Genomic DNA, 16192 nt, shown 5'->3' with positions numbered 1-16192 from the left:
TATTATGTCATTTTTACTCGTCGATCATGTTCACCACATTTATTTAACAAAAGACTCAGCAACAGTTGCTCTAGAAGATATTCAGCTTTCAATAGAGGAAGGGGAGTTTGTCTCCTTCCTTGGTCCTAGCGGCTGTGGCAAAACAACATTGTTATCGATTATTGCCGGCCTAATTAAACCAATTGAAGGTACAGTAAGTATTGCAAATAAACCTATTACAAAACCTGATGAATTAATTGGCTATATGCTTCAACAGGATTATTTATTTCCTTGGAAAACCATAGAAGAAAATGTCACATTAGGATTGAAAATAACCAATCAAAAAACACCTGAAACAACTGAAAAAACATTAGATTTATTAAGGAAAATGGGACTTGATTCAGTAGAAAAACAGTTTCCCAGCCAACTTTCAGGTGGAATGAGACAACGGGCGGCTCTTGTGCGTACATTAGCGACAAACCCCCAGATTTTATTGCTTGATGAGCCATTTTCTGCTCTTGATTACCAAACAAAATTGAAACTTGAAGACCTTGTTGTTCAAACGTTAAAGGATTTTAATAAAACAGCAATCCTTGTCACACATGATATAGGTGAGGCTATTGCAATGAGTGACAGAATATTTGTTTTCTCAGCTAAACCAGGGAGAATAAATAGAACCTATTTAATACCTAAAGAAATTCGCGAGCTTCCTCCATTTTATGCAAGACAGCATCCAAAGTTCTCAGAATTATTTCAGCAAATATGGAAGGAGCTGGATCAGCATGAAACAGAATGAAAGCATTGAACTCCTTCATAGAAATTATAAACGAGGTCTTGAACGAGAAAAAAAGTGGATCAGATTTTATCAACTATTAATTTTCGTTTGTTTTTTTGGTCTTTGGGAAATAGCGGGCAAAAGAGAATGGATTGATCCACTACTTTTCAGCTCACCTTCAAAGATATGGAAGCTATTCCTTACGAAAATAAATGACGGAACCCTACTCTCTCACCTTGGTGTAACTCTTTTTGAAACAGTCCTTGGCTTTATATTAGGGACAGCTCTAGGTGCCCTACTTGCAGCTATTTTATGGTGGTCACCAAGATTATCAAAAATACTCGATCCTTACCTTGTCATAATGAATGCTATGCCTAAAGTTGCTCTTGGTCCAATTTTAATTGTTGGTCTAGGTCCAGGGTTTTTCTCCATCATTGCAATGGGGACAATTATTTCGGTTATCATTACAACAATCGTTGTGTACACGTCTTTTAAAGAAGTAGATACAAATTATATAAAGGTGCTACAAACGTTTAAGGCGAGCAAATTCCAAACTTTTAAAGAAGCCGTTTTACCAGCTTCATTTCCTACAATTGTTTCAACTTTAAAAGTAAATGTAGGGTTATCATGGGTAGGTGTTATTGTAGGAGAGTTTCTTGTTTCAGCAAAAGGGCTGGGGTATATGATCATTTATGGATTCCAAGTATTTAATTTCACTCTTGTCTTATTGAGCCTAATCATTATTGCCTTTTTTGCTACTATTATGTACCAGGGCGTTGAGTTGCTGGAGAAACGATTGATTAAAAACGACAAAAGAGGCTGACTACGATGTTCCCTCATTGCTCCTTGAGGGTTCATCGTTTGCCGCCTCTATTTTAATCTTTTTGATATTTCCTCAATACTTCTTTGTAATACATCATCTTTCATAATAAAACTAAACTTTTTATCCTTTTGAATCCCCTCAGGAAGCTCCTTAAGTAGAACAGGTCCATATGTTTCAAAGTAGCCATCTTGCTTAACTAATTGATTAACCATTGCAAAATAGATATTTTTTACGATAATCTTTTCTTTTCCTTTAACTTTATACTGACCAATATATTCTATTTCTTTAACAATTCCACCTGTCTCCTCTTTCACTTCCCTAATAGCTGCTTCAAGGGCCGTTTCATTGTCCTCAACCTTTCCTCCTGGAAATTCAAATCCACGGTCAGAATGCTTTGTTAGCAACCATTGGTCTTGATGACGACAAACAACCCAAACATGCTTGGGATCTTTTGAAAAAGGATGATCTTCAAAAGATAAAACAACTTCATTGTGATAATAATCTATAAATCGGTACATTTTAATCCCTCTATTTTTTTCCTAATAAACAAATCTTATCACAATGTCAAAACTCTGTATAAGGGTTTATTCTTGTTCATTAATTTTTGACATGAGCTGATTTGTCCGAATATGCTCTTTTGCCTCTTCATCACCTAGCTCATAAATCATACGATATATTTTCATATTCGTATCATCAATTGCATCATTTTCACGATCATAATGGTATTGAACATATGGTGTATGTGAGCGAAGGAAACCTTGAAAATCAGCTGAGTATACCTGATCAAAATACTCTCTAAGCTGAACGATTTCTTCATCGGTTGCCTCAATTTTAAAATCCCATGCAGAAGCTGTACTTAGCTGTGAAATTTGCCCACTTCCCACCGTAATATAATACGTTTTCTTATTGTTCTCCATCTCGACAACTCCTTCAACTATCCTTATGTTATGTTTTGTTCATATTCTTTGTAATATTCAGCGAGATATTAATTAGAATAGTTCTCCTCTTCATAACAAAAAATACGGGGAAGCTACGATTATAAACTGGAGGAAAATATCGTGAACCTTGAACTTTTTACAAACCCGGAGCTTAGTAAATTCCGCGCAGATGAAGAGGATGTTTATGCCTATGTTAAATCAATTCTAGAAAAAACAAGTAAGCAGGACATGCTTTCTTGGGTCAACACTCTATCAGAGGAAGATCTGCACTCTCTTATGATTCCATATTTTTCAGAAAAGCTTTCTAAAGAGCTTGCTGACAGAGAGCTTGAATAGAAAAAAAGCAGGCGATGATCAGATCGCCTGCTTTCCTCTTATTTCCCTAAGAAAGACTTTAACATCCAATTATGCTTTTCTAAGCTTTGATGAATAGCCAATAGCATATCACCAGTTGTTTCATCTCCTACTTCACCAGCTAAATCCATTCCTTCTTTTAGCTCATCTACTAACACACTAAAATCCTCATAAATGTTTTGAACCATTTGTTCTGCTGTTTCACTTCCATCAGCTTCCTTAATTGAAGCAAGCTCTAAGCATTCTCTCATCGTAGCAACTGGTGCTCCTTCAAGAGCTAATAAGCGTTCAGCTAGTTCATCAATATGGACAGCTGCTTCGGTATAGAACTCTTCAAATTTTTCATGTAGTGTAAAGAAGTTTTTCCCTTTAACAAACCAATGATAATTATGTAGTTTTACATAAAGCACCGTCCAGTTGGCAATTTGTTTATTTACTGTAGTTACTAATTTCTCTGACATCTTAATTCCTCCTTTATTATCTACTAGTACTTTACCCCAGTTTTTCTACTTTAAACGCTTGAAAATACTAAAAACATTGTATCAACATGTTAGATCTTTCATGATATGATAGCTATTAATAGAATAAGTAGAGGAAGATTTTCGGGAGGAAAATGTATTGAAAACTGTTTTTATTATCTGCATCATCATTGTCATTATTGTACTTTTGCTTAGCCTCTTAACGACAAGAAAGGCCTACCAATATAAACATACTGTTGATCCAATTAAAAAGCCAGTTAACAACCAAGAAACACAAGAGAAAGAACAAGAAAAACCCACGCAAAATCAATAAATTGCGTGGGGCTTAGCTTTTTAGTAACTTTCATAAACATAAGGTGATTCCGGTTGTTCAACACGCTCAATTTCGGAAACCTCAATTGAAGGTAATGTCCAATCTTGATACTTTACTGTTGTGATTGTACCAGTTAGTTTCACCCATTGATCATCACCAAATTGCTCTGCTTCTGGATATGTTGCTAATGTGCCGAACACTGATGCATCTGCCACACAACATGATAAACCAAACCTTGCAATGACAAATTGATTCTCTTCAAAATCATGTTCTCTAAAAACAAACCCTAGCATCTCTACCTTTTTTCCAACGAACTTTTCAGGGTTTTCGTCAAGTATCGAGGTCATTGCTATAAAATTTTCTTCAGTAAATTGAATGGTTTCCATTTCAAGCATTTTCTGCTCAAGTTGTGCATAAAAGTCCACTGGTTTTTCCTGAACCTCAAATCCTTCAGGGTGCTCAAGTGGTACATCCGGAATGTTGGAAGACTGCGCAACTTTATTTCCTACACTCTCATCTAGCTCATTCAAATAAGCTTCAGGATCACTTAAGTAAGCCTCAGCCTTTGATGTATCTTGTTCTCCCAAATTTGTCTTAAATCCTCTCTTAGCAGCAACAGAGCTATCCAATACAACATCCGGAAATAAAAATCCAGTTATAATAGGAAAAACAAATAAAGAATAAACAAGAAGTGTTTTTATTGGGGATGATGAAACAGCATGGTCTGTCCCACAATCACAATAAAGCTCAGCTTGCTTTTTAGAACCACTTCTCCAGATTTGGATCGCACCTAACAGAGCAAAAACAATAATCGCAAAATACATAAAAGGCATCATTTTTGGCGCAATAAAATGAACCATATTTCCTGTTATCACTAACTTAAGCATTAATAATGTAAAGCCAATTAAAATAATTCCTCGGATATATATTTGAAAACGATACTGCGCATTTTGTTTTTCCATATAATCTCTAAACCTCCTTTACTTATAAAAATAGAAACTGATAGAAAATAATAGCGATATAAACAACAATAGTAACGACTAGAATAAACGCTGCAACAAATCTTGCTTTAAAGAAAGCAAAAAGCATAATTGTATTTTTTAAATCAAGCATTGGACCATATACTAAAAAAGCAAGCAATGAGCCAGCAGTAAATGTACCACCAAAAGAAGCCGCAACAAAGGCATCTGCTTCAGAGCATAGTGAAAGAATATAACCAAACCCCATCATTAATGCAGGAGAGAGGAACTCGTTCGTTCCGAGCTCAGTCAACAGAGTACGATCAAGAAATGTTTGAAAAAGACTGGCGATTAACGCCCCCATTATTAAGAATTTACCCATTTCAAAAAATTCATCACTTGCATGAAATAACGTAGATTTTAACTTTCCTACTTTTTCTTCTTGATTAGTATTCCCTTCAACCACTACATCCTCTTTCGTCCACTTTAATTGATTGCTATTCTTAAACAAAAGATAAATGATAAACCCGATGACAATTGACAAAACAAACGCTAACCCCATTCTTGCATAAGCAATATGAAGCTCTGAAGAAAAGGCATAATAGGTTGAAGCAAATACGACTGGATTTAAGATTGGTGCCCCAACCAGAAAGACTACCCCAATATGTAATGGCATGCCCTTTTTCATCAACCTTCTTACAATCGGAACAATTGCACATTCGCAAATAGGGAAAATGGCTCCTAGCAATGCAGCTGGAAAAAGAGCAAGAATCGCATTTCTAGGCAATGCTCTTTTAATTAAATCTTCTGATACATATGTTTGAATAAGCGCTGAAACAAAAACTCCTAACAAAATAAAAGGTATCGCTTCTAATAGAATACTTAAAAACATCGTGTTGACTGTTAATAATTCTGAAGGAATGTTAAATGATAGATCCTGAAAATCAACAAATAGGAATAAGTAAAAAAACAAACCTATTAACCCAAGAGCAATAAATTCACGGAATAGTGGTATGACGATTTTATTCATTTTTGAACTCCTATCCTATTAATCTTTGTTCTATATCATACTAGTTTTCTTGCGAGATTATGTCTTTTTAATTATGAACTTTTCTTTACATTCTTTTTTCATTCTAGTTTTTTTCCTGAAATTCGACACATCCCAACACATTCCAGAGATTTATTCGTTGAAGTTTGCTGTTGACTTACAGTATACTCTCAATATCGAGTAAGTGAGAGGGGATTAAAATGACAAGAAAGATAAATTTACCACCAAAAAAGGAACGACACCGTTTATTCGGCTCTGTTGAACCAGGAGTGAAGCTAAAACCCACAGAAAAAGAGCAAATGCCTGATTTACAAAATACAAAAAAAGATTTTCTTTTTACTATAGACGCTGTAGGAATTAGTAATGTTAAGCATCCTATCATTATTCATTCTGACTTACTGCCAAAGGAACAAACGACAATTGCCACTTTTAAAATGACAAGTAAAATTTCATATGATTCAAAAGGAACAAACATGAGCCGTTTTACTGAACAACTGGAGCAATACCGTCAAAATGGAGGGTTTGTTCTTACTCTTTCAAATCTCTATGATTTTACGAAAGAATTAGCAGAACGTCTAAAGCAAAAAGATGCTAGTATAGAGGTAACATTCCCTTGGTTCTATGAACGCAAAGGACCAAGCTCAGAATTAGTCGGATTAAATCATGCTGAAGCCTCAATTTCCGTTACGTACGAAGATGGTGTTGGGTTTACAAGCTCAGCTTCTTTAACTAGTGCAATCACAACACTTTGTCCGTGCTCTAAGGAAATTAGTGAATATAGTGCACACAACCAACGTGGATTCGTGACGATGAATGTAGAATTTACTGAGGGATATGATGAAAAAACTGATTGGAAAGCAGCACTTTTAGAAGCAGCTGAATCAAACGCAAGTGCAATGATACACCCTGTTCTTAAACGTACAGATGAAAAGGTTGTAACAGAAACTGCCTATGAAAACCCTCGTTTTGTTGAAGATATGGTTCGGCTTGTGGCTGCTGACTTATATGAATTAGATTATGTACAGGCATTTACAGTAGAATGTCGTAACGAAGAATCTATTCATTTACATGATGCGATTGCTAGTTTAAGTTATAGAAAAGAAGACTAATGTAAAACGGTGTCCCAATCGGAACACCGTTTTCTTCTTAACCAAATACTTTGGCTAATTCTTCTTTATCTTGATCAAGCCAAAAACGCATTAAACGCTTCGCTCCTTCTAAGTCATGAAGCTTTGCTTGGCCACATTGTTTTTCATTAGCTGCTGGAATTTCCGTAATCTCAACAGCAGTTTTCATAGTATCTTCTAAAAGATCAATAATTTCACTTACTTCTGGCTTTCCACTTACAACTAAATAATAGCCTGTTTGACATCCCATTGGTGAAACATCAATAATATCAAAGTGATCATATTTTTCTGAATGCTCACGAATATTAAAAGCCAATAAATGCTCTAACGTGTGAATGGTATCAGGCTTCATCGCCTGTTTATTTGGCTGACAAAAGCGAATATCAAATTTATTCACTTCACCGTCACTACCAACTTTATGAACGCCACAATGACGAACATATGGTGCCCTTACTGCATTATGATCTAATTCAAAGCTTTCTACTGAAGGCATCTTTTTCACTCCTATAATGTTAAAATGGACTAGCATACTATGCTCGTTTATATTGTAACACATGAATGAAAAATGGCGAATGATCAACTATTCTAGTGGAGGAAAACTTCATTCTTAAAAGTGAGGTCAACAAGTTATGATACAAATTTTCATTTCGGCTATCCGTTTTTATCAAAAGTTTATTTCGCCCCTTACACCACCTACCTGTCGCTTTTATCCAACATGTTCACATTATGGAATCGAAGCGTTTCAAAGGTTTGGTGTACTAAAAGGAAGTTATTTAACGTTAAAGCGTATTGTAAAATGTCATCCGTTTCATCCCGGTGGTATTGATCTTGTACCAGAAAAACAGGGTAAAAATGAAAAAAAGCTATAAAATTATCATAGCTTTTTTTGTTTTAATTTTCGTATCCATTTACAATAACATCAAGCTTACCTGTTGTAGGATCTATAACAAGACCATGCACTGGAATATTCTCAACTAATAATGGGTGATTTTTAATTGTTTCTACACTATCACGAACACTATCTTCAACTTTCTCAAAGCCTTTTAACCATTGATCTAAATCTATTCCAGAATATTTAACCGTTTCAATTTTTTCAGAGGAAACTCCGCGTTCCATTGCTTTTGATAAGAAGGATTCTGAATTTAATTTACTCATTCCACAATCATGGTGACCTACTACACAGATTTCATCTGCTTTTAATTCATAAACAGCGACTAAAATACTTCTCATGATACTTCCAAAAGGATGAGCAACAATAGCACCAGCACTTTTCACAATCTTTACGTCACCATTTCGAATGTTCATCGCTTGTGGCAAAAGCTCAACTAGTCTAGTGTCCATACAAGATAAGATGACAAGCTTTTTCTCAGGAAACTTTGTTGTTTCAAATTTTTCAAATTCTTTATCTGCTACAAATTTTTCATTATGTGCTAAAATCTCATCTACTAATCCCATATTTTATTCCTCCACTATTCTAGTTTTCTGTTTTTTTATCATATCATAACTCTTGAATTTTCTCTAACGATGAGTTAATATGGTTAAGGACATTAAATCGTAACAGTTACTATTTGTTTTTTACTAAAAATTAGTTCTCAAACCGTAATCATTAAGATATAATAATGAAGTCTTAATCGTAATCATACTGATTTATTGAAAGGAGAGGATATACATGAAAAAGCACACATTACTCATGAGCTCATTCCTGTTACTATCAAGCTTATTAATCGGCTGTAATGCAAGTAACGAAGAAGGAAAATCGGCGAATGAAACAAATACTGAAGATACATTAAAAATCTATACTACTATTTATCCACTAGAAGACTTCGCAAAAAAGATAGGTGGAGACCTAGTTGAAGTTGAAAACATTCTTCCTCCTGGGGTTGACGCCCACACATACGAACCTACTACTAAGGCGATGGTTGAAATCGCTGAAGCAGACGGATTCATTTATACAGGTGTAGGATTTGAAAGTTTTACAGAAAAAGTTCAAAAATCATTAAAATCTGAAGATGTTGCCTTTATCAATGCTGGTGAAGGAATCGAATATATCGAAGGACACGAAGAAGAAGCCACCCATGATGAAAGTGCACATGCCGAGGACGAAGCCGCTCATGATGAAACTGAGCATGCTGAGGACGAAGCCGCTCATGATGAAAGTGCACATGCTGAGGATGAAGCCGCTTATGATGAAAGTGCACATGCCGAGGACGAAGCCGCTCATGATGAAACTGAACACGCTGAGGACGAAGCCGCTCATGATGAAACTGAGCATGCTGAGGACGAAGCCGCTCATGATGAAACTGAACACGCACACGATCACGGTGATCAGGACCCTCACGTTTGGATTGACCCTATTCATTCTATTACTCTAGCAGAAAACATCAAAGATGCATTAATAGAACTTAATCCAGAAGGAAAGCAAACATTTGAGGATAACTTTCAAGCTTTAAAAACGCAGCTTGAAGACCTTGATCAATCTTTTAAAGAAGTTATAAGTAATGCAGAAAAGAAAGAGATTCTAGTATCTCATGCTGCTTACGGTTATTGGGAAAACCGTTATGGAATTGAACAAATCAGTGTACTAGGGCTTTCTCCAACCGAGGAACCTTCACAAAAAGAATTACAAACAATTATTGAAACAGCTAAGGAACATGAGATCAACTACATCATTTTTGAAACAAATGTTACAAGCAATGTAACAGATATCGTTCAAGCTGAAATTGGTGCAGAAGCATTAACCCTTAGCAACCTAGAGTCTATTACAGAAGAAGATGTAAAAAATAATGAGGATTATTTTAGTATTATGGAAAGAAATTTAGAAACATTAAAAACAGCACTATCTAGTAAGTGAGCGAATATTTCGCTCACTTTTTTTATTTAGACAGAAAGATGCATCTATCATATAATCAACTTGATCTTCAAAAAATAAAAAGGATGTGAAATATGATTTACAAGCAGCGTGCAATACCTAGTGAATTACTTATTCTGAAAAACCTAGATACCCGAATGAGATTGGATGAAAAGGACAAGCAGTATTATGCTAACCTTAAGAAAGGGTATGAGGGCGAGGTAATGTTCGATAGATTAATAGAAAAGCTTACCTGTGAATGCCTTATCCTAAATGATTTGCTCTTAAAACAAAATAACACGTTGTTCCAAATTGACACTTTACTGATCACACAAGACTCTCTTTACCTTTATGAGGTGAAAAATTATGAAGGAGACTATTATTACGACTCTGATCGACTATATAAGAAAAACCAAAAAGAAATAATCAATCCTCTCATTCAATTAAATAGAACCGAATCATTATTTAGACAATTACTCAAACATCTTGGATACCCTACTTCGATTTTTGCTTCAGTCGTTTTCATCAACCCTGAATTCACTCTATATCAATCACCCCTGAACAAACCATTTATTTTTCCCACTCAAATTTATAGGCACTTGAAAGAACTAAATACTGTATCGTCGAAGTTAACTGATGATCATAAGAGGCTTGCTGACAAGTTACTTTCATTACATGTCATGGACTCTCCTTATAGAGAATTACCTAGCTTTGAGTATAAGGAGCTTCGTGAAGGGGTTATTTGTGGGGAGTGTTTGTCTTTATCAATGTCTGTTTTGGGTAAACATTGTATATGTAAAAAATGTGGACAAAAAGAAATAGTCGAAACTGCAGTAATGCGTAATGTGAAGGAGTTTCAACTTCTTTTTCCAGAACAAAAAATAACAACAAATGCCATTCACGATTGGTGTGAAATTGTAACATGCAAAAGGAGAATACAAAGAATTCTAGAGAAAAACTTTAAAATTAAAGGAGCTCATCAATGGGCATATTATGTTGAATAAAATGCAATTAGGTGCCTTGAAATTCTCTTAATTCTTTTGTTTAAAATTTGTAATTATCTATATGAAGGACAACACTTAGTGTTTTTTGCTTTGCTAATTGTTTGTCCTTCATTGCCTTAAAGAACGATATTTCTTTTTCTTTAATACCCCCTACTTGATTTAATGAGCGGAACTTTGAACGACACTGGAAACTTTTTCTCAAGCACTTTTGTCGTTCATACCACCTATGAACGACATTACACACTCTTTCTCAAGCACTTTTGTCGTTCATACCACCTATGAACGACATTACACACTCTTTCTCAATCACTTTTGTCGTTCATACCCCTTATGAACGACACCACCCCCTCTATCTCAATCACTTTTGTCGTTCATACCCCTTATGAACGACACCACCTGCTCTATCTCAATCACTTTTGTCGTTCATACCCCTTATGAACGACACCATCCGCTCTATCTCATTCACTTTTGTCGTTCACCCTCTTATGAACGGAACGAAACTATACACTCACTCCAAAACATTGAAAAACCCACTAGAATATTCTCTAGAAAATAGTGGACACTATGGGTGATTACGACAAGGTAGGAAGAGAAAGGCGGATCGCAATGGATGATTTAGTATTAGCGCGTTCACTGTTCGGAACCACAATGGGCTTTCACATCATTTTTGCCACTTTGGGTGTTGGGTTGCCTTTAATGATATTATGTGCGGAACTTCTTTTTCAAAAAACAAAGGATCAGGATTATGCCATCATGGCAAAGCGATGGACAAAAGGACAGGCTGTTTTACTTGGGGTTGCCATTCCAACAGGAACAATTGCCGGGGTTCAGCTCGCATTATTATGGCCGGGATTTATGGAGGTAATAGGGAGAGTAATGTCATTACCTTTCCAAATTGAAATTTATGCTTTCTTTATTGAAGCCTTGTTTATGAGCATTTATGTTTATGCGGCTGATCGAATTTCTCCTAGAATGAGAATCATCAGTGTTACCCTCGTTCTCATAGGGGCAAGTGCTTCTGCCGTTCTCATTACGAATGTTCATGCATTTGAAGGAACTCCCGCTGGTTTCAGGATAGAGAATGGGGAAATTGTTGATGTGGATCCATGGGCTGCGTTTTTTAACCCTAGCTTCTTCATTTCAGCTGCACATGTAGCTGTTTCAGCTTATATGACCGGTGCTTTTATGATTAGTACAATTGCAGCGTTCAAAATGTTAAAAAGCAGGAAAAATGAACGTGTATACAAATTTCATCGAAAAGCGCTTATGTTAAGTTTGGTTATTGGTGGAATCTTCTCTTTTCTCACGGCAATCAACGGCCATGAGTCGGCTCAAATGTTACATGAATACCAGCCTGAAAAGCTTGCTGCAGCAGAAGGCCTTTTTGAAACACAGGACTACGCTCCCCTAGCTATTGGAGGATTTACAGACCGAGAAACAAAAGAAATAAAGTATGGGATTGAAATACCGTGGGCATTAAGTTTTTTAGCAGGAAATAGCTTTGAAACTGTGGTTGTTGGTTTAAATGACTTTCCTGAAGAATACTGGCCACCGTTATTTGTGCACACACTTTTTAACGGCATGGTTCTTATTGGGAGCTTTTTAATCTTTTTATCCCTTGCTGGGTTTGTTTGGAACAAATTTTTGAAAAAACCACATTTTCCTAAGCTATTTATGTATGCCTTCGTTTTAGCAGGACCACTGTCCCTTCTTTCCATTGAATTTGGATGGATTTTTGCCTGTACTGGGAGACAACCATGGGTGATTTATCGTATTTTAGCTACCGAAGATGTCGTAACAAAGTCAACCCAAATTGGGATGTTGTTTGTTCTTTTCTCTCTAATTTATGTTGTCTTAGGTATTGCGGTTTTAGCTGTATTAAGATATTACTTCAAGCGCCACCCTGTTGAGGATGAGCTTGATGGAGGAGTACCTAACCAAAATAATCTTAGTTATTAATCCTTAGAAAAGGTGTGAATCAAAATGACTGCAGATTCATTACTCGCAATCACAGTATTATGGGGGTTCGTGTTTATTTATGCTGTTATGGCTACAATGGATTTTGGAGCAGGCTTCTGGTCCATGGTTTATTTTAATAAAGAAAAAACAAATGCAACAAACATCGCGAACCGTTATCTCTCTCCCACATGGGAAGTAACAAATGTATTCATTGTGGCCATTGTTATCGCGCTAGTTAGCTTCTTCCCAGGAGCAACATTTATCTTGGGGACAGTCCTACTCCTTCCTGGGAGTTTCATCTTAATACTATTAGCTTTACGAAGTGGTTTTTTAGTGTTTTCACATGTTGCAAAGGACTATGAAAAAGGTTTAACCTATGTTTCCGGAATTTCAGGATTTATTATTCCAGCGTTACTTATGCTTGTGTTGCCGATTACACATGGTGGCTATATTGATGTTGTAAATGGTGTACATCAGCTTAACTTCGGTGCTTTATTTACAAGTCCGAACATCTACGCCTTCATTGGATTTGCTGTTAGTAGTACACTGTTTTTATCATCACTGCTGCTTGCAGACTATTCAAATGTGGCGGATGAACTCGAAGCTTATCGTGTTTATCGTCGTGATGCATTAATTCTTGGTCCCCTTTCTTTATTTACAGCGTTTTTAATTATGCTAACCTTAAGAGTCGAGGCAAATTGGCTTTATACGAATATGCTTGAGTACCTCCCCTTTTTAATTGGGTCAGTTCTTTTGTTTGTTGTTGCTGGTGCTGCTTTATTTCTTCCATCAGCAAAGCATAAGCAACGAATTGGAAGACCTAGATTAGCAGTAGTTGCTGTAACCATTCAATATTTATTAGCAAGTTACGCATATGGACGAGCACATCTTCCATATATGATTTATCCTGACGTTACAATTGAATCTGGTTTTACACATCCGAATACGTTTCGAGCGTTATTCATCACATATATTGTTGGATTTCTTATTCTTTTCCCAGGATTCGTTTACTTTTGGAAACTATTTATGAAAGATAAGCGCTATTTAAAACAAAATGAATCTTAAATAAGTCTTACATATTTTTTCTTCTTTTAGAAAAAATAAAGTGGTGATAAAACGAGCAAGGGGGATGTAACATGAAAGAAAGCCTGATTGAGTCATTCCGTCAAGATGTGAAAAATTCAAATGCTGACTCGTTTCCGATGTTTGTAGATTCTTTTACAAATTTATGGGACTATGAGTTCGGTTCACTGGATGACCTTCCACAAGATGTTGATGACTTAGTTGCTGATCGTGCAATTGAATATGGATTAATGGAATAACAATAACATACTAATGATACCCTTAATACTTAAAGAATCCCGGCTGTTAGATGCCGGGATTTGTTGTTGCAGTTTTAGCAGTAGCTTTTGATAGCTTTTTTTGTGCTCGTTTTTTTGCAAGCAATCCATGCTTTGGTGAAAATAAAAATGCAAGGGCGAAAAGAACACCAGTTGACGTTGCCATCGCACCTGCAATCGACACATTTAATAAGGTTGCCATGTAATAACCACTTATCGCAGAGAAAACACCGATTCCCGCGCTAATAAACAGCATATTTAGTAATTTATCTGTTAGTAAATATGCTGTAGAGGCAGGGACAATGAGCATTGCCACAACTAAAATGGCACCGACACTATCGAATGAGGCAACTGTAGTAATTGAGAGCATACCCATCTGTAAGTAATGAATAAATAAGACGGGAATTCCAATGGCTACAGCCATTTCAGGATCGAATGAGCTAATCTTAAATTCTTTATAAAAGAAGATAATGATTAATAAATTGACAATAAACACAAAACCTAGAAGCCAAACTGCTTTTGGACCCAATTCCATCCCATTCCACTCGACTGTATCCCACGGGATAAATGTAATTTCCCCCATTAAGGCGTGATCCACATCTAAATGGATATTTCCTGCAAAAACAGAAAGAAGAATAACTCCGACGGCAAAAAGAGATGTAAACACAATCCCAATCGCAGCATCACCTTGAACACCCTTACCACTCAATACCTGAACAAGTAAGGCTGTTAATAAGCCTACAACAACTGCACCAATTAAAAGGGATAGACCATCTAGACTACGGCTAACTAAATATCCACCGACTATTCCTAATAAAACAGTATGTGAGATCGCATCCGCTAGCATCGCCATTTTTCTTAAAACGAGAAAACACCCAATCATTGCACATGTAATGCCTACTAATGACCCTGTGATGATAATCCAAGCATCATAAGTCATTTACCATCACTCTCCTATCTCCCAGACTCGTTGACTTCGGTATCAGTAATGGTGCACGATCATGGATACGCAACAATTTAAGCAGCTGATCTTTCGTTTCTTTTGAAATGGCATTTAAATTAAGATCGTCTCTTGTTTTCAACTCTAAATGGGCAAATTCCATCTCATGCATTAAATACATTTCATATAGTCGCTGTTGTAAAACTAGTTCGTATCCTGACTCAATGCCTTTTTCGGTTAACATCCATTTACCATTACTTGATGGTTTAATATACTCCTTCTTTTCCAATACATTTTTAGCATGTTGGTAAAGGCTTGGTGTAACCTTTCTTTTTAATAAAACCTCTTCTTCAGTAATTTCACGCAGGTTTCCGCCTTCTGCTACATCATAAAAGCTTAAGAAAATTTGCTCTACTGCTGTTCGTTTTCTTAAATGTAGTTGTTTTATTGCCTTTGCAAGCAAGCCTCTTTTTGGAGCAAAAATGAGCGAAATGATAAATAAGATTGTTGCAGCAATAATGATAAGTGGACCTGTTGCCATCCCTTCCATAATTGTACTTAATAGTGTTCCAAATACTCCAGAAATGCCGCCGATAAAGCCTGAAATAATAATCATTGAGCTTAATTTCTCAGTCCAATATCTTGCACTAATCGCAGGAGTAATGAGCATAGCTGCCATCAACACAACACCAACTGTTTGTAAGCCAATGACAACTGAACAAACAATGAGTAAGAGTAAGAGCCCATTAAAGAATTTTGCCGGTATCCCAATTCCTTTTGCAAACTGAGGATCAAATGTAAGCAATTTGAATTCTTTGTAAAAGACTGCCGTAATCGCCAATAAGATGATCGCTATTATTGTAATTAATTGTACATCTGCTGCAATCATTGAAGCTGCCTGCCCGAAAATAAAGTCATCTAAACCACTTTGATTTCCAGCACCATTATGTTGGATATAGGTTAATAGAACAATCCCGAATCCAAAAAACACAGAAATGATAATACCAAGTGCCGAATCCTCTTTTATTCTGGAATGATTAATAATCACTTGAATGAAAAACGAAGAAATTAAGCCTGCTATTATAGCTCCAATTAAAAACCAAAGAAGCGATTTTGAACCATATAGTAAATAGGCAATGCACACTCCAGGTAAAGCCGAATGAGCCATCGCATCACCTATTAAGCTTTGCTTTCTTAATAACGTAAAGCTCCCGACAACTCCACTAGCAATCCCCAGGAGCATTGTGCCAATTAGTACCCATTGGGTATTTGGATTTTGAAGTTGTAACAATAGTTCTTCAAACAT

Annotated in this window: 20 protein-coding genes; 11 read left to right on the top strand and 9 right to left on the bottom strand. The window is 36.1% G+C overall.

Annotation, left to right across the window (positions count from 1 at the left end; genetic code table 11):
• Positions 1-4 precede the first annotated feature (4 nt).
• Both ACEWK1_RS12510 and ACEWK1_RS12505 read left to right on the top strand, forming a co-directional pair.
• On the top strand, positions 5-775 hold the full coding sequence (locus ACEWK1_RS12510) for an ABC transporter ATP-binding protein (protein ID WP_121663134.1): 771 nt from the start codon (positions 5-7) through the stop codon (positions 773-775).
• Complete coding sequence (locus ACEWK1_RS12505; protein ID WP_121663135.1) at positions 762-1577, top strand: ABC transporter permease; 816 nt, start codon at positions 762-764, stop codon at positions 1575-1577. Before ACEWK1_RS12510 ends, ACEWK1_RS12505 begins: the two co-directional genes overlap by 14 nt.
• A gap of 47 nt (positions 1578-1624) precedes the next feature.
• Here ACEWK1_RS12505 and ytkD read toward each other — a convergent pair whose 3' ends face one another.
• Together ytkD and ACEWK1_RS12495 are read right to left on the bottom strand one after the other, a co-directional pair.
• A complete protein-coding gene (gene ytkD / locus ACEWK1_RS12500) occupies positions 1625-2095 on the bottom strand; it encodes an RNA deprotection pyrophosphohydrolase (protein ID WP_121663136.1) in 471 nt (156 codons plus the stop codon).
• Between the two features lie 66 nt (positions 2096-2161).
• Positions 2162-2494 (bottom strand): hydrolase, encoded by a 333-nt coding sequence (locus ACEWK1_RS12495; RefSeq protein ID WP_121663137.1) that lies wholly within the window; start codon positions 2492-2494, stop codon positions 2162-2164.
• 141 nt (positions 2495-2635) lie between these two features.
• Between ACEWK1_RS12495 and ACEWK1_RS12490 the strand changes: the two genes are divergently transcribed.
• Positions 2636-2851 (top strand): DUF6154 family protein, encoded by a 216-nt coding sequence (locus tag ACEWK1_RS12490; protein WP_121663138.1) that lies wholly within the window; start codon positions 2636-2638, stop codon positions 2849-2851.
• Positions 2852-2889: 38 nt separating this feature from the next.
• Here ACEWK1_RS12490 and ACEWK1_RS12485 read toward each other — a convergent pair whose 3' ends face one another.
• Entirely contained in the window at positions 2890-3330 is a 441-nt protein-coding gene (locus ACEWK1_RS12485) for a Dps family protein (RefSeq protein ID WP_121663139.1), read from the bottom strand.
• 157 nt (positions 3331-3487) lie between these two features.
• On the opposite strand from ACEWK1_RS12485, the gene ytzI reads away from it, so the two are divergent.
• Positions 3488-3661: a YtzI protein gene (ytzI, locus tag ACEWK1_RS12480; RefSeq protein ID WP_212137025.1), complete on the top strand. Its 174-nt coding sequence runs from the start codon at positions 3488-3490 to the stop codon at positions 3659-3661.
• Positions 3662-3681: 20 nt separating this feature from the next.
• Here ytzI and ACEWK1_RS12475 read toward each other — a convergent pair whose 3' ends face one another.
• Together ACEWK1_RS12475 and ACEWK1_RS12470 are read right to left on the bottom strand one after the other, a co-directional pair.
• On the bottom strand, positions 3682-4623 hold the full coding sequence (locus tag ACEWK1_RS12475; protein ID WP_121663141.1) for a TIGR03943 family putative permease subunit: 942 nt from the start codon (positions 4621-4623) through the stop codon (positions 3682-3684).
• 22 nt (positions 4624-4645) lie between these two features.
• Complete coding sequence (locus tag ACEWK1_RS12470; protein ID WP_121663142.1) at positions 4646-5650, bottom strand: permease; 1005 nt, start codon at positions 5648-5650, stop codon at positions 4646-4648.
• A 218-nt stretch (positions 5651-5868) separates the two neighbouring features.
• On the opposite strand from ACEWK1_RS12470, the gene folE2 reads away from it, so the two are divergent.
• Positions 5869-6777 (top strand): GTP cyclohydrolase FolE2, encoded by a 909-nt coding sequence (folE2, locus tag ACEWK1_RS12465; protein WP_121663143.1) that lies wholly within the window; start codon positions 5869-5871, stop codon positions 6775-6777.
• Positions 6778-6814: 37 nt separating this feature from the next.
• On the opposite strand, the gene ACEWK1_RS12460 is transcribed toward folE2, so the two are convergent.
• A complete protein-coding gene (locus ACEWK1_RS12460) occupies positions 6815-7288 on the bottom strand; it encodes an S-ribosylhomocysteine lyase (protein WP_121663144.1) in 474 nt (157 codons plus the stop codon).
• Positions 7289-7424: 136 nt separating this feature from the next.
• On the opposite strand from ACEWK1_RS12460, the gene yidD reads away from it, so the two are divergent.
• Complete coding sequence (gene yidD, locus ACEWK1_RS12455; protein ID WP_416636352.1) at positions 7425-7664, top strand: membrane protein insertion efficiency factor YidD; 240 nt, start codon at positions 7425-7427, stop codon at positions 7662-7664.
• Between the two features lie 22 nt (positions 7665-7686).
• Here the strand turns inward: yidD and ACEWK1_RS12450 are convergent, their stop codons facing one another.
• Complete coding sequence (locus ACEWK1_RS12450) at positions 7687-8250, bottom strand: beta-class carbonic anhydrase (RefSeq protein ID WP_212137031.1); 564 nt, start codon at positions 8248-8250, stop codon at positions 7687-7689.
• A 214-nt stretch (positions 8251-8464) separates the two neighbouring features.
• Between ACEWK1_RS12450 and ACEWK1_RS12445 the strand changes: the two genes are divergently transcribed.
• From ACEWK1_RS12445 to ACEWK1_RS12425, 5 genes are all read left to right on the top strand, one after another.
• Positions 8465-9646: a metal ABC transporter solute-binding protein, Zn/Mn family gene (locus ACEWK1_RS12445; RefSeq protein WP_416636351.1), complete on the top strand. Its 1182-nt coding sequence runs from the start codon at positions 8465-8467 to the stop codon at positions 9644-9646.
• Between the two features lie 92 nt (positions 9647-9738).
• Entirely contained in the window at positions 9739-10647 is a 909-nt protein-coding gene (locus ACEWK1_RS12440; RefSeq protein ID WP_416636350.1) for a nuclease-related domain-containing protein, read from the top strand.
• A gap of 606 nt (positions 10648-11253) precedes the next feature.
• Positions 11254-12606 carry a cytochrome ubiquinol oxidase subunit I gene (locus ACEWK1_RS12435; protein ID WP_121665074.1) on the top strand — a complete coding sequence of 451 codons (1353 nt, stop codon included), beginning with the start codon at positions 11254-11256 and terminating at the stop codon, positions 12604-12606.
• 24 nt (positions 12607-12630) lie between these two features.
• Positions 12631-13671, top strand: a complete 1041-nt coding sequence (locus ACEWK1_RS12430) for a cytochrome d ubiquinol oxidase subunit II (RefSeq protein ID WP_212137038.1) — start codon at positions 12631-12633, stop codon at positions 13669-13671.
• A 71-nt stretch (positions 13672-13742) separates the two neighbouring features.
• Positions 13743-13928 (top strand): hypothetical protein, encoded by a 186-nt coding sequence (locus ACEWK1_RS12425; RefSeq protein ID WP_121663150.1) that lies wholly within the window; start codon positions 13743-13745, stop codon positions 13926-13928.
• Between the two features lie 46 nt (positions 13929-13974).
• On the opposite strand, the gene ACEWK1_RS12420 is transcribed toward ACEWK1_RS12425, so the two are convergent.
• Both ACEWK1_RS12420 and ACEWK1_RS12415 read right to left on the bottom strand, forming a co-directional pair.
• Positions 13975-14886: a metal ABC transporter permease gene (locus ACEWK1_RS12420; RefSeq protein WP_416636349.1), complete on the bottom strand. Its 912-nt coding sequence runs from the start codon at positions 14884-14886 to the stop codon at positions 13975-13977.
• Positions 14876-16192 (bottom strand): metal ABC transporter permease, encoded by a 1317-nt coding sequence (locus tag ACEWK1_RS12415; protein WP_121663152.1) that lies wholly within the window; start codon positions 16190-16192, stop codon positions 14876-14878. The genes ACEWK1_RS12420 and ACEWK1_RS12415 overlap by 11 nt, the downstream gene beginning before the upstream one ends.

It is taken from the genome of Metabacillus sp. YM-086, assembly GCF_048059995.1.
GTDB lineage: Bacteria > Bacillota > Bacilli > Bacillales > Bacillaceae > Metabacillus > Metabacillus litoralis_B.
The sequence above is the reverse complement of the archived record's forward strand: the minus strand, read 5'-3'. Positions and strand labels throughout refer to the sequence as shown.